The sequence below is a fragment of the Mesorhizobium sp. M0077 genome (assembly GCF_040322955.1).
GTDB lineage: Bacteria > Pseudomonadota > Alphaproteobacteria > Rhizobiales > Rhizobiaceae > Mesorhizobium.
Genome location: NZ_JAMYUL010000014.1, coordinates 32,291 through 45,609 on the forward strand (window position 1 = coordinate 32,291; position 13,319 = coordinate 45,609).

General features: G+C 64.7%; 12 protein-coding genes. 7 read left to right on the forward strand and 5 right to left on the reverse strand.

Going from position 1 to position 13,319, the window contains the following annotated elements; translation table 11 throughout:
• Positions 1-70 precede the first annotated feature (70 nt).
• On the reverse strand, positions 71-454 hold the full coding sequence (locus NKJ57_RS23980; RefSeq protein WP_352512920.1) for a hypothetical protein: 384 nt from the start codon (positions 452-454) through the stop codon (positions 71-73).
• Between the two features lie 165 nt (positions 455-619).
• A complete protein-coding gene (locus tag NKJ57_RS23985; protein WP_352512919.1) occupies positions 620-1,072 on the reverse strand; it encodes a hypothetical protein in 453 nt (150 codons plus the stop codon).
• 372 nt (positions 1,073-1,444) lie between these two features.
• Here NKJ57_RS23985 and NKJ57_RS23990 point away from each other — a divergent pair, with 372 nt between their 5' ends.
• The 3 genes from NKJ57_RS23990 (at position 1,445) to NKJ57_RS24000 (ending at position 4,610) form a co-directional block, all read left to right on the forward strand.
• On the forward strand, positions 1,445-2,410 hold the full coding sequence (locus NKJ57_RS23990) for an L-threonylcarbamoyladenylate synthase (protein ID WP_352512918.1): 966 nt from the start codon (positions 1,445-1,447) through the stop codon (positions 2,408-2,410).
• A gap of 18 nt (positions 2,411-2,428) precedes the next feature.
• Positions 2,429-3,859 carry an FAD-binding oxidoreductase gene (locus tag NKJ57_RS23995; protein ID WP_023740689.1) on the forward strand — a complete coding sequence of 477 codons (1,431 nt, stop codon included), beginning with the start codon at positions 2,429-2,431 and terminating at the stop codon, positions 3,857-3,859.
• 184 nt (positions 3,860-4,043) lie between these two features.
• Positions 4,044-4,610, forward strand: coding sequence for a DUF6101 family protein (locus NKJ57_RS24000; protein ID WP_023743668.1), 567 nt, complete (start codon positions 4,044-4,046; stop codon positions 4,608-4,610).
• Between the two features lie 173 nt (positions 4,611-4,783).
• On the opposite strand, the gene ubiA is transcribed toward NKJ57_RS24000, so the two are convergent.
• Both ubiA and NKJ57_RS24010 read right to left on the reverse strand, forming a co-directional pair.
• Positions 4,784-5,767, reverse strand: a complete 984-nt coding sequence (gene ubiA / locus NKJ57_RS24005; RefSeq protein ID WP_023727500.1) for a 4-hydroxybenzoate octaprenyltransferase — start codon at positions 5,765-5,767, stop codon at positions 4,784-4,786.
• Positions 5,768-5,818: 51 nt separating this feature from the next.
• Positions 5,819-6,730, reverse strand: a complete 912-nt coding sequence (locus tag NKJ57_RS24010) for a LysR family transcriptional regulator (protein ID WP_352512916.1) — start codon at positions 6,728-6,730, stop codon at positions 5,819-5,821.
• A 91-nt stretch (positions 6,731-6,821) separates the two neighbouring features.
• On the opposite strand from NKJ57_RS24010, the gene NKJ57_RS24015 reads away from it, so the two are divergent.
• A complete protein-coding gene (locus tag NKJ57_RS24015) occupies positions 6,822-7,616 on the forward strand; it encodes a phytanoyl-CoA dioxygenase family protein (RefSeq protein WP_023752609.1) in 795 nt (264 codons plus the stop codon).
• A 133-nt stretch (positions 7,617-7,749) separates the two neighbouring features.
• The gene (gene purD / locus NKJ57_RS24020; protein ID WP_352512915.1) at positions 7,750-9,036 is read left to right on the forward strand and encodes a phosphoribosylamine--glycine ligase; all 1,287 of its coding nucleotides are present in this window, start codon (positions 7,750-7,752) and stop codon (positions 9,034-9,036) included.
• A gap of 3 nt (positions 9,037-9,039) precedes the next feature.
• Here the strand turns inward: purD and NKJ57_RS24025 are convergent, their stop codons facing one another.
• Positions 9,040-10,152 (reverse strand): glycoside hydrolase family 25 protein, encoded by a 1,113-nt coding sequence (locus NKJ57_RS24025; RefSeq protein WP_023723281.1) that lies wholly within the window; start codon positions 10,150-10,152, stop codon positions 9,040-9,042.
• A 448-nt stretch (positions 10,153-10,600) separates the two neighbouring features.
• On the opposite strand from NKJ57_RS24025, the gene NKJ57_RS24030 reads away from it, so the two are divergent.
• Together NKJ57_RS24030 and NKJ57_RS24035 are read left to right on the forward strand one after the other, a co-directional pair.
• Positions 10,601-12,370: an acyl-CoA dehydrogenase family protein gene (locus NKJ57_RS24030; RefSeq protein WP_352512914.1), complete on the forward strand. Its 1,770-nt coding sequence runs from the start codon at positions 10,601-10,603 to the stop codon at positions 12,368-12,370.
• Positions 12,371-12,401: 31 nt separating this feature from the next.
• Positions 12,402-13,154 (forward strand): crotonase/enoyl-CoA hydratase family protein, encoded by a 753-nt coding sequence (locus NKJ57_RS24035; RefSeq protein WP_352512913.1) that lies wholly within the window; start codon positions 12,402-12,404, stop codon positions 13,152-13,154.
• Positions 13,155-13,319: the final 165 nt, after the last annotated feature.

A 13,319-nucleotide genomic window follows, 5' to 3' on the forward strand; every position in this document is an offset into this window, starting at 1 on the left:
GGACAAGCCCGAACACGGGCGGCGTTCACACGCCGCCCGTCTTGTTTTCAGTCCTCCCGAGGCTGACCCGTCAGTCCTCCAAAATGCTGACATGCACGCTGTCTGAATAGACGTCGACCTGGATCAGCGGCTCGCCATTGACGATGGCGTTCCGTGTCGAGGAGCTCATCGCGCCACCGCGCTTCAGCATGCGTTCCAGATACGCGCGATCATCGTTGCTGCGGAACCAGTCATCGCCCTGGTCGTCGGCATCGCGCCGGTGGAACTTGTGCCAGTTGGCACGGTCCTGCCGCACCATCTGTGCTGCGCTGCTCAGCCCATAGCCGTCGCTGGCATGGTGGTCGCGATCGGAAATGCGCGCGACGTAGGACCCTAGCTCGTCACCGGCCTGCGCGCCGCCGACAGCTATAGGTGACGCCAGCAACAGGCCGGCAATAGTCAAAGATTTCGTCATGTTCATGATAACCCCTCGCTCTCCTAGAACCCGGCGCGCTCATGCCAAACCCGATTTGCGAAATTGGGGCCGCCGCCGCCAAGCCGATCGTGCGCCGGGGCGTCGATCCGCGTCAAGCGGCATGGATCGGCCGACTGTCTTGGCCGACTGTTTTGGCTGAATGGCCTACTCGGCTTTGCCGACGCCCTCGATCAGCTGCTGCGGTGTTGCTGCCGGCTGCGGCGCTGCCGGTTGCGACTCGGGCTTGCCGTTCGATGCCGTTGCAGTTCCGGCTGGTGCGGTCTCTGCCGTCGGCTCAGTTGCCGGCGCCGCGGCGCTCGCCCTGGCCGGAGCCGGCGCGGCGAAGGCGCCGCCGACGATGCCGCCGCGAATGATCATCGGGTCCTGCCTAGGCTTTTCGGGGATCGCCGCGACCTTTTCATAAGTCACATCGGGCTGGGCATCGCCGAGTGCGACGATCGATGGCGACGAGGCGATCCTGACCGGTTCGGATCCGCCAACCTTGATGACCGATGGCGTCGAGGTCGAGACGCCGAGAAAGACGATCGACGAGGCGTGCGCCCCACCAGTCATCGCCGCCAGGGTGAAACCAAGCGCTCCAAGCACACGCATCGACATCGAAACCGTCCCCTTGCCCGACAAGCCGCCAGCCCTAACCGCAAATAGCCTTAACCCCAGTGGATTGATGCCGGCTTGCAGGGAAACGTAGCATTTTAGGCATTGATAATTCGCCAACGCCGGCTTGCCCGAAAACCACTGCCGTATTAGAGCAATTCCAGGAAAAGTGAGTAGCGGTTTTCCGTCCGGAATTGCGCAAAAACAAATACTTAGAGCGTTTCAGCGAACCGCTGAACCGCTCTAATGCATGTCGTTCAAAAGTGGCCCCGGTTTTGAGAGAACGACATGCATCAAAACAAAGACCTAAAGCGCGTCGCATGAATCCGGTTCAGCGCGACGCGCTTTAGGTCCGGCGCCTGTGAGGTGAAGCGAGTGGCTGAGATACTATCCGTCGGCGAAGCGATGGAGCGGGCGTTGGCGCTGCTCGAGGGCGGCGAAGTTGTCGCCATCCCGACGGAAACCGTCTACGGACTGGCCGGCGATGCCACCAATGGCGTTGGCGTCGCCCGCATCTTCGAAGCCAAGGGCCGGCCGCGCTTCAATCCGCTGATCGCCCATGTCGCCGATCTGGCGATGGCCGAGCGCATTGCGATCTTCGACCCGCTGTCGAAGCGGCTGGCCGAGGCATTCTGGCCGGGGCCGCTGACGCTGGTGCTGCCGCTCCGACCCGGCAACGGCATCCATCCGCTGGTCACCGCCGGGCTGGACACGATCGCGCTGCGCATGCCCAGGGGGTTCGGCGGCGAGCTGATCGCCAGACTCGGCCGGCCGTTGGCCGCGCCCAGCGCGAACTCTTCGGGCAAGATCAGCGCCACGACGGCGCAAGCCGTCGCGGCCGATCTCGGCGCCAAAATCCAGCTGGTGGTCGATGGCGGCGCCACCCCGGTCGGGCTGGAATCGACCATCGTCAAGGTCGAAGGCAACAGCGTGCGGCTGCTGAGGCCAGGCGGCATCGCTGCCGCCGATATCGAGGCCGTCACCGGCATCAAGCTGCAGCGCGGCGCGACAGCCGGCATCGAGGCACCCGGCATGCTGGCGTCGCATTATGCGCCGAGCGCATCGGTGCGGCTCGATGCACAGAGTGTGGCTGAAGGCGAGGCCTTGCTGGCCTTTGGTGGCGACCGCGCGGAAGGCTGGCAAGCGGCCGCGGCCTTGCGCAACCTGTCCGCATCGGGCGATTTGCGCGAAGCCGCAAGCAATCTGTTCGCGTATCTGCAGGAACTCGACCGCAGCGGTGCGGCCACGATCGCCGTCGAGCCGATCCCGGTCGAAGGGCTCGGCGAGGCGATCAACGACCGGCTGTTTCGTGCCGCTGCCCCCCGTGACAAGCTCGATTGAGCGCCATAGTTTGCGCCGATGAACGACTCCCCCTTCGACCTCGATCCCGCTCTCATCGACCGCTTCACTGCCATTGTCGGCGAAAAATATGCACTGCGCGACCAAGCCGATATTGCGCCGTATCTTACCGAGCGGCGCGGGCTGTGGCACGGTAGGACGGCCTTGGTGCTGCGTCCCGGCAGCGTCGACGAGGTGAGCCGGATCATGCGGCTGGCGAGCGAGACGGGAACGCCGGTCGTGCCGCAAAGCGGCAACACCGGGCTGGTCGGCGCCCAGGTGCCGGATGCCTCCGGCCGCGAGATCGTGCTTTCTTTGTCGCGGCTGAACGGCATTCGCGAGATCGACGTCTTCTCGAACACGGTGACCGTCGAAGCCGGCGTCATCCTGCAGACGCTGCAGGAAGCCGCCGACGCCGCCGACCGGCTGTTTCCGTTGTCGCTTGCCGCGCAAGGGTCCTGCCAGATCGGCGGCAATCTCTCGTCCAATGCCGGCGGCACCGGCGTGCTTGCCTATGGCAATGCGCGCGAACTCTGCCTTGGTGTCGAAGTCGTGCTGCCGACCGGCGAGGTGTTCGACGATCTGCGCAAACTGAAGAAGGACAACACCGGCTACGATCTGAAGAACCTGTTCGTCGGCGCCGAAGGCACGCTCGGCATCATCACCGCGGCGGTGCTGAAACTGTTTCCCAAGCCCAAGGGGCGCGAAGTGGCCTTTGCCGGCCTGTCGTCGCCGGAAGCAGCGCTTTCGCTGTTCAGCCTGGCGATGGACCGGGCAGGGGCGGCACTCACCGCCTTCGAGCTGATCGGCCAGCGTCCTTATGATTTCACGCTGCGCCATGCGCAGGGCGTCACGCGGCCGCTGGTGCAGCGTTGGCCATGGTATGTGCTGATGCAGGTGTCGTCGGGCCGTTCGGCCGAGGACGCCAAGGCGCTGATCGAGGAGGTGCTGTCGGCAGGCCTCGAGCAAGGCATCGTCGGCGACGCGGTGATCGCGGCCAGCCTGGCGCAGGGCGACGCCTTCTGGAACTTCCGCGAGGTGCTGCCGGATTCGCAAAAGCCCGAAGGTGCTTCGATCAAGCATGATATTTCGGTGCCGGTGGCATCCATCCCGGCCTTTATCGAAAAGGCGGCCGGTGCAGTGGCTTCGGTCAGTCCGCAGGCGCGCGTGGTCTGCTTCGGTCATATGGGCGACGGCAATCTGCACTACAACATCTCCCGGCCGGAGGGCGGTGACGACGAAGCGTTTCTCGGCCTCTACCACGCCATGAACCATGCCGTGCACGATGTCGTGCGCTCCTTCCACGGTTCGATCTCGGCCGAGCATGGCATCGGCCAGTTGAAGCGCGACGAACTGATCGCCACCGCGCCGCCAATGGCGATCGAACTGATGCGCCGGGTGAAGGCCGTCTTCGATCCGGCCGGCATCATGAATCCCGGTAAGGTTATCTGATCCTTTCAACATTTTGTGGCTGGTCTCATTCCGATAACCATCGCCTGAGATCAGCAAAATTTAACTGACTTTCTTAAGCCGCGCGGCAGAAGCTCGCGCTAATGTTTCACACAACGAGGCCGGGAAAACTGGCCCGGTGGGATCCGTGAAAGCGGCTCTCAGGAGAAACACAGGAAGGCAGCAGATGAACAGTGTATTGAAGCCCGTCTGGGCCGGGCGCAACATGCGCCTCGACCCATTCCGCCTGCCGCAAGTGGTGAGCTATGCCACGCGCGACGACTATGGCGACGTTACCTTTACCATCGACCAGCGCGGCGCCGTCATCCGCCGCACGCTCGAGATGAGCGGCGTGCCGGCGATCATCGCGCTGCCCGCCAACGCGTTTCGCGGCGTTGCCGCCCGCGCCATGGAGGATCCGGAAGGCAATGTCACGGTAACCCTGGAACTCCTGCACAACGACCCGATGCTGTCGGTGCCGCTGCTGGTGGCCGACGATCTCGAAGACGTCGCCGCCGACTGGCGCGCCTGGGCCGATGCCTATCGGCTGCAGATGCTTTTGATCGAATCCGACGGAATTGCCCGCACGCTTGAGGAATCGCTGGGCGCCGCCATCAAGGCGCTGCCGGCCAAGGATCGCCGCAAAGGCCGGGTCTCGACCACGCGCCGCCCACGCTTCCTCGCCCGCCGCAGGGCCGGCGACCTCGGGCTGAGGCTGGTTATTGATGGCCAGGAGATTATTTCGAGAGAATAGAGCGCTCTTCTCCTTCCCCCCTTGTGGGGGAAGGTGGATTGCCGCGAAGCGGCAAGACGGATGAGGGGTGTTCCAGGGAACGCCAACGCCTCACTCCGCTGGAGCACCCCTCATCCGTCTCGGCGCTGCGCGTCGATCCACCTTCTCCCACAAGGGGAGAAGGAAGAGGGAGCCTACACCAGCGGCTTCAGCGCCACCCACAGCGCACCGCCGATCAGGCCGAGGAAGATCAGCCAGCCGACCTGGTTGTTCGATTTGAACAGCCGCAGGCATTGATCGGGATCGTTGATATCCAGAACCGCTATCTGCCGCGCCATATGCGCGCCGGCGGCGATCAGCCCGGCCAGCGCCACCACCGGCGCCTGCACCGAGGCGAAGGCGATGGCAAAGCAGACCAGCGTGCCGCCATAAAGCCCGACCAGCCAGGTCTTGGTGTTGTCGCCGAACAGCCGCGCCGTCGAGCGCACGCCGACAATGGCGTCGTCTTCCTTGTCCTGATGCGCGTAGATAGTGTCGTAGCCGATCACCCACAGGATTGAGCCGATATAGAGCATGACGGCCGGGCCATCGAGATCGCCGAACTCGACCGCCCAGCCCATCAGCGCACCCCAGGAGAAGGCGAGCCCGAGCACCAATTGCGGCCAGTTGGTGAAGCGCTTCATGAAGGGATAGACGGCAACGATGACCAGCGAGGCGATGCCGAGCGGAATGGCGAAGTCGTTGAACTGCAACAGCACGACCAGCCCCAGCAGCGCCTGGATGACCAGGAATATCCAGGCCTGGCGGCGCGTCACCTTGCCGGCCGGCAGCGGCCGCGAACGGGTGCGCTCGACCTTGTTGTCGATGTCCTGGTCGACAATGTCGTTATAGGTGCAGCCGGCGCCGCGCATGGCGACGGCGCCGACGAAGAACAGGAACAGGAACCATGGCGACGGGAGCAATGTGAGCAGCGGGTCGCTTGCGCGCGGATAGGCGCTGGCCGCAAGCGCTGCCGACCACCAGCAGGGCCACAGCAGCAATTGCCAGCCGATCGGCCGGTCCCAGCGCGCAAGCTGCGCGTAAGGCCACAGCCAGCGCGGCAATATCTTGTAGACCCAATGGCCGCTCGGCGCGTCGGCGACGCGGCCCTGTGCGGCTTTCGACTGGATGGTTTCCATCGTGCTGGAGTGGCAGCAGCGGCGTGCGCCGTCAAGCGGCCGCATTGTCGCTCAGGCGGTGAAAATATCGTGGCTGGCAAACCATTCCTTCGCCACCTCCGTGAAGGCCAGCGCCGCCTTCGACAGCCTTTGCCTTGTGTCATGGGTGAGGATGATGCGCTGCATCGGCAGCGGATCGGACAGCGGCTTGCAGACCAGCGGCAGCCCGTCATAACTCCTGTCGCCATAAGGCCTGGTGTAGCTCACCGCGACGCCGAAGCCGTTGGCGACCATGCTGCGCTGCAGTTCGAACGAACTCGCCGTCGATTGCGAGACCGGCGACAGGCCGCGGCTGAGGAACAGGTCCAGCATATGCTGCCAGCTATGCGGCTGGTCGGTGGTGATCAAGGGATGGGTCGCCAGCTCCGCCAGGCTGACGCTGGCCTGGCTGGCCAGCGCGTGGCCTTGCGGCAGAAGCGCGTGTGGCCGCAGCTCATGCAGCAGGGTGCGGGCGAAGTGCGAGGGCAGGCCGAGATCGTAGGTCAGGCCGAGATCGATTGCCGCATCGCCGAGCCGCCGGCCGAGCGTCTCGAAGGTCTCGTCGCGGACCACCACGGTGACCGCCGGGCAGCGTTGCGAAAAAGCGCGGATCAGCGCCGGCGCGAAATAAGGCGCCAGATCCTCGAAACAGCCGAGCACAAGTTCGCCGCCGACATCGGCGTCGCGCGTCCCGAGCCCAACCAGTTCGTCCGCTTCGGCCAGCACCTGCTTTGCCTTCGCCACCGCGCTGCGGCCGAACGAGGTCAGCGCGATGCCGCTGCCGCGCTGGCGCACGAACAGTTTCTGGCCGAGCGTCGCTTCGACATTGTCGATCGCCACCGAGATCGAGGGCTGCGAGACGTTCAGCATCCGCGCGGCCGCGGTGGCGCTGCCATGCCGTGCGACGGCGACGAGGTAACGCAGCTGGGTGAGGGTCAGATTCATAGTCTAAAACTATAAGAGAGATGAGAAGTTATTATTTTACGCGATGTGCGGCGGCTGCGATAGTCGGTCATCGAAACAGGGAAGACATGAGATGGCCGCCAGACATATCGATGCCGCAGCGATTGCCGACTACCAGCGCGACGGCGCGGTCTGCATACGCGGCGCTTTCAAGGACTGGGTCGGCACCATCGGCGCCGGCATCGAGCGCAACATGCAAAACCGCAGCGCCACGGCGTCGGACATCGCCAACGGCAAGGGCAGCTTCTTCGACGATTACTGCAATTGGGAGCGCATTCCCGAATTCGTCGACGTGGTGCGCAATTCCCCGGCCGCGGAACTCGCGGCAGCGGCGATGCAGTCGCGCAGCGCCCAGTTCTTCCACGACCATGTGCTGGTCAAGGAACCGGGCACGCAAAAGCCGACGCCTTGGCACCAGGACATCCCGTATTACTTCGTCGATGGCACCCAGACCGTCAGCTTCTGGATTCCGATCGATCCGGTCAAGGAAGCGACGCTGCGGCTGATCGCCGGCTCGCACAAATGGGACAAGATGATCCTGCCGGTGCGCTGGCTCGATGACAGCAATTTCTATGCCGGCGAGGGCGATTATCTGCCCGTGCCGGATCCAGACAAGGACCCGTCGCTGAAGGTGCTCGAATGGGAGATGGAGCCGGGCGACGCCATCCTGTTCGACTTCCGCACCGCGCATGGTGCGCGCGGCAATCCGACCGCGGCGCGTCGCCGGGCGCTGTCGCTGCGCTGGGTCGGCGACGATGCGCGCTATGTCGAGCGCCCCGGCCGTACCTCGCCGCCCTATCCCGGCCATGACATGAAGCCCGGCCAGAAACTGCGCGAGGACTGGTTCCCGGTCGTCTTCCAGAGCTGATACCGGCCGGGGACGCCGTGCTCTCGGCGCGACGTTCCCGTGCGCAACCGGTATGGCGCAAGGTAAAACTCTTGACCCGCGCCGCCCGGGGCAATAGCGCAGTCCCTGTCGTGAAATGACAAGGGACATCGGCATGCGCGTTTTGTTGATCGGCTCCGGCGGCCGCGAACATGCCCTGGCCTGGAAGATCGCGGCCTCGCCGCTTTTGACCAGGCTCTATGCCGCGCCCGGCAATCCGGGCATCGCCCACGAGGCCGAACTGGTCAAGCTCGACATCGCCGACCATGCCGCTGTTGCCAGCTTCTGCAAGGACAACGCGATCGACCTCGTCGTCGTCGGGCCGGAAGGCCCGCTGGTCGCCGGCATTGCCGATGACCTGCGCGGCGAAGGCATCCGCGTCTTCGGACCGTCGAAGCGCGCCGCAAGGCTCGAAGGCTCGAAAGGTTTTACCAAGGACCTCTGCGCCAAATACGATATCCCGACCGCTGCCTATGGCCGCTTCACCGATCTGACCGCGGCAAAGGCCTACGTCGAAAAGATGGGAGCGCCGATCGTCATCAAGGCCGATGGGCTCGCTGCCGGCAAGGGCGTCACCATCGCCATGACGCTGGACGAGGCGCGCGCCGCCCTCGATGCTTGTTTCGACGGCGCATTCGGTGACGCCGGCGCTGAGGTCGTGGTCGAGGAATTCATGACCGGCGAGGAGGCGAGTTTCTTCTGCCTGTGCGACGGCACGACCGCACTTCCCTTTGGCACCGCGCAGGACCACAAGCGCGTCGGCGATGGCGATACCGGCCCCAACACCGGCGGCATGGGCGCCTATTCGCCGGCGCCGGTGATGAGCCCCGAAATTGTCGAGCGCACCATGCGCGAGATCGTCGAGCCGACCATGCGCGGCATGGCCGAGCTTGGCGCGCCGTTCGCCGGTATTCTGTTTGCCGGGCTGATGATCACCGACAAGGGGCCGAAGCTGATCGAATACAATACCCGCTTCGGCGATCCCGAGTGTCAGGTGCTGATGATGCGGCTGAAGGACGATCTGCTGGTGCTGCTCAACGCCGCCGTCGACGGCCAGTTGGCGCACAGTTCGATCCGCTGGAGCGACGATGCCGCGCTGACCGTGGTGATGGCGGCACAGGGCTATCCCGGGACGCCGGAAAAAGGCTCGGTCATTCGGGCTCTCGACGAAGCCGCTGGCGAAGGCGTTGAGATTTTCCATGCCGGCACTGCCATCAATGGCGGCGCGCTGGTCGCCAATGGCGGCCGCGTGCTCAACGTCACGGCATCAGGCAAGACGGTGGGCGAAGCGCAAAGCCGCGCTTACGCCGCGCTCGACCGTATCGACTGGCCGCAAGGCTTCTGCCGCCGCGACATAGGCTGGCAGGCGGTGGCGCGGGAAAAGGCCAGCGCCGCCACATAAGCCTCAGCGCTCGCGAACCAGTTCCGTCGAAGCGGTGCTGACCGGGTCGGCGGCCTGCGAGAAGGCGGCCTCGAGCAGAGCCTCCGAACGATACGTGGTCCGCTTCCAGGCGACATACTCGGCAATACCGAAGCGCGCGCGGCGCGGCACCGTCTTGACCACCGGCATGCGGAAGGCGGCGCGGAATGTCTGCCAGCGCGCGCCGAGCACCGCCACCATTTCCTCGACCGTCGGTGGCGTCGCCACATCGGCGTATGTGATGGTGACTTTGCCGGCGAGCCCGGCCGCGCGCGACACCGGCACCGGTATCGAGGCGAGGTAGTCGGGCGGCACGTCGATCAGGCCGCCGAAGGGCCATTGCTGGCGCAGTGCCGCCGCGTCCATCGGCGCGACGTTGACGTCGATGTCGTTGGGCGTGCCGGCGACGCGGTAGGGGCAGCGCAGGCGCCCGCAATTGGCCTGCGCCGAGAACTGCCACAGCGCATAGCCCTGCCAGTTGCCCATCGGAAAATGCACGTCGATGTCGGGCTTGTAGCGCGCATACCAGAGCGGCAGCCGCGACAGCAGACGGTATTGGTAGCGGTTGTCGGCGATGTACTGGGCGGTCTTGCCGTTGGTGTAGAGGATCGGGAAACGGCCGAGCCGCCGGTGCACCTGGCGCACGAATTCCTCGGCATCCTCGAGCGACATCCATTGCGAGGGGTCGTTGCCTTCGAGATCGAGGGCGAGCAGATCGTCAGGGGCTGGCTCGGCGAAATCGATGAAACTGTTGGCCTGCTCGAGCGGATTGCCGGGGCGGGCAAGATGATAGGCGCCCCATTTCAGGCCGAGCGCCTTGGCCACCACCTTGCGCGTCTGAAACAGCTCGCGCGTCACCGCAAAGCGTTTCCACAATGTCTTGCAGAGTTTGACCGTAGGCTCGTCGCCGTAGCAGAAATAGGGCGGCGGCAGCCCGTCGGAGGCCTTGTTGATGAAGCCGACAATGCGCTTGTCGGTGGCAAGCTGCGCCCAGTCGATGGAATTGTATTCATAGGCGTCGACCACCAGCGCGCGGTCGCCATCCCGCCAAGGCTCGGAAAAGTCCGAGGCTGTAGCCGCTGACGTCAGCGCCATCATCGCTGCGAGAGCGATCGCTGAGCGGCGAAGAAGATGCGCCGGCGTTTTCAAACAGGGGATCCCCGCTGACCAAACACCGATGGTGGACCGGTATGGTTAAGGAAGTGCTTTCGGGCAGGAGTCCTGTCGCTCTCGCGATTTCGTCATTCTATGGCGAAGCAAGGAGCGAAGCGACGCGGCGCGGACCATAGTATGCATTCCGCGACTTCGAAGCGTTGCCACGGCGCGGAATTCTGCACCGTTCCGCCCCTGGCGCGAGGTCGCGACATGGTACTCGGCATCCGCTACGCTCCCGCTCCACCTGTGGACGACGAAGTTCGATGAAAATCCGCGTGACAAAGTTTGACGTTTACGTAAAAAGAAGGTCGGAGGCCGCCCAGAGGCGGATGGTTTTGCATCGGCCCGGGTCCTAGGATCGAGCAGTCGGAGCAGCGGAGGAGAAAGCGGCATGTACAAGGCCCCGGTCGACGACATTTCGTTCACGCTCAAGCATGTCGCCGGGCTCAAACCGGCGCTCGACAGCGGCGCGTTCGGCGACCTCGGCGAAGACCTTGTCGACGCCATCCTGGCCGAGGCCGGCCGCTTCGCCAGCGAGGAAGTGGCGCCGCTCTACAAGATCGGCGACGAGCACGGCGCGGTGCTGAAGGATGCAGCCGTGACCATGCCGCCCGGCTGGAGGGCGCTTTACCGCAGCTGGATCGGCGGTGGCTGGAACGCGCTGTCCGGACCGGAAGAATTCGGTGGCCAGGGCCTGCCGACCATGCTCGGCGTTGCCGCGCTCGAAATGTGGAACTCCGCCGCCATGGCCTTCGGCATCGGCCCGACGCTGACCATGGGCGCCGTCGAGGCGCTGGACAAGCATGCCTCCGAAGCGCTGAAGGCAAAGTATCTGGCAAAGCTCGTCTCCGGCGAGTGGATGGGGACGATGAACCTGACCGAGCCGCAGGCCGGTTCCGATCTCGCCGCCTTGCGCAGTCGCGCCGAGCCTGCCGGCGACGGCACCTACCGCATCTTCGGCCAGAAGATCTTCATCACCTATGGCGAGCATGATTTCACCGACAACATCATCCATCTGGTGCTGGCGCGGCTGCCCGACGCACCGGCCGGCACGCGCGGCATCTCGCTGTTTTTGGTGCCGAAATTCCTGGTCAATGATGACGGCTCGCTCGGTGCCCGCAACGACGTCTTCTGTTCCGGCCTCGAGCACAAGCTCGGCATCCATGCCTCGCCGACTTGCACCATGATCTATGGCGACGGGTTCCAGGGTGCTGCGCCCGGCGCCGTCGGTTGGCTGATCGGCGAGGAGAACAAGGGGCTCGCCTGCATGTTCACCATGATGAACAACGCGAGGCTTTGCGTCGGCATGCAGGGCGTGGCAGTGGCCGAAGCCGCGACGCAGAAGGCGATCGCCTATGCCAATGAGCGCCGCCAGGGCAAGGCATCGGACTTTTCAGGCGCCGGGATGGCGCCGATCGTCCATCACCCCGACGTGCAGCGCAATCTCTTGACCATGAAGGCTTTGACCCAGATCGCCCGCGCCATCTCGTATTCCTGCGCCTATGCCATCGACTTTGCGCGTGTGTCGACAGGCGAGGAGGCCGCGCATTGGCGCGATCGCGCCAATCTGCTGACGCCGCTGGCCAAGGCCTTTTCCACCGATATCGGCGTCGATGTCGCATCGCTCGGCGTCCAGGTCCACGGCGGTATGGGCTTCATCGAGGAGACGGGCGCGGCCGCGCTCTATCGCGACTCCCGCATTGCGCCGATCTATGAAGGCACCAACGGCATCCAGGCGATCGACCTTGTAGCCCGCAAATTGCCGCTTGGCGGCGGCGAGCATGTGCATGGCTATATCGCCGAACTGAAGGCCATCGCCGACGAGGTGCGGACCTCGAACCTGCAGGGCTTCGGCCGCACCGCCGAAGCGCTTGACCAGGCGTTCGACGATCTCACCGAGGCGACGCGCTTCCTGCAGAAGCTGCTGGCCGACGGCCGTCTGGACGAAGCGCAAGCCGGTGCGACCCCCTATCTCAGGCTGATCTCGCTTGCTGCCGGCGGCGCTTATCTGGCGCGTGGCGGACTTGCCCAGCAGAGCCGCATCGCCCTTTGCCGCTTTTTCGCCGAAAACCTGCTCGGCGAAGTCAGCGCCTTGAAGGAACGCGTCATCGATGGCGCCGAGAGCCTCGCTGACGCCGGCAAGGCGCTGATAACGGCCTGAATACCAGAGCGCTCACCAGGGAAGAATGACCGTGACAGACCATATTCTCGTCGAGCGCCAGGGCGCCATCCAGATCATCCGCATGAACCGTCCCGACAAGAAGAACGCACTGACGCGCGCCATGTACGCGACAATGTCCAAGGCGCTGGCCGATGGCGATGCCGACCCGGCGGTTCGCGTCCATGTCTTCCTCGGTGTGCCTGGCGCCTTCTCTTCCGGCAACGATCTCGCCGATTTCCTGGTCATCGCCACCGGCGGTGAGGGCGGCAACGAGGTCTGGGACTTCCTGATGGCGCTGGCCAAAACGGAGAAGCCGATGGTCTCCGGCGTCGACGGCATTGCGGTCGGCATCGGCACCACGCTCAATTTGCATTGCGACCTGACTTTCGCCACGCCGCGCACGGTGTTCCGCACACCCTTCGTCGACCTCGGCCTGGTGCCGGAGGCGGGCTCCAGCCTGCTGGCGCCGCTCATCCTCGGCAGGCAGGGCGCCTTTGCGCTGCTTGGACTCGGCGAAGGTTTTTCCGCCGAACGCGCCAAGGCCGCCGGCCTGATCTATGAGGTGGTCGAGGAGGGCGGGCTAGAAGCCGCGGTACTCGCCGCGGCCGGCGCGATCGCCGCCAAGCCGCCGCAGGCGCTGAAGATTGCGCGTGACCTGATGCGCGCCCCGCGCGACGAGCTTGTCGCCCGCATCAAGGTGGAGAGCGAGCATTTCTCCGACCGGCTGAAGTCCGACGAAGCGCGCGCCGCGTTGACCGCCTTCATGACGCGTAAGAAGGCATAGGCTCACGCCAAGCTGTATCCGATCTTGCCGGTGGCGGTAGGCGTCAGGGGAAAACCGCTCAAGGGTTGTCAAAGCGCTTCGGCCTGCACTATTTCTCGCTCGATCCTGGCGGCCAGGTGGAGAGGACATGACCCGAGAATTTGTCATCGATGCGCACAGCATCGA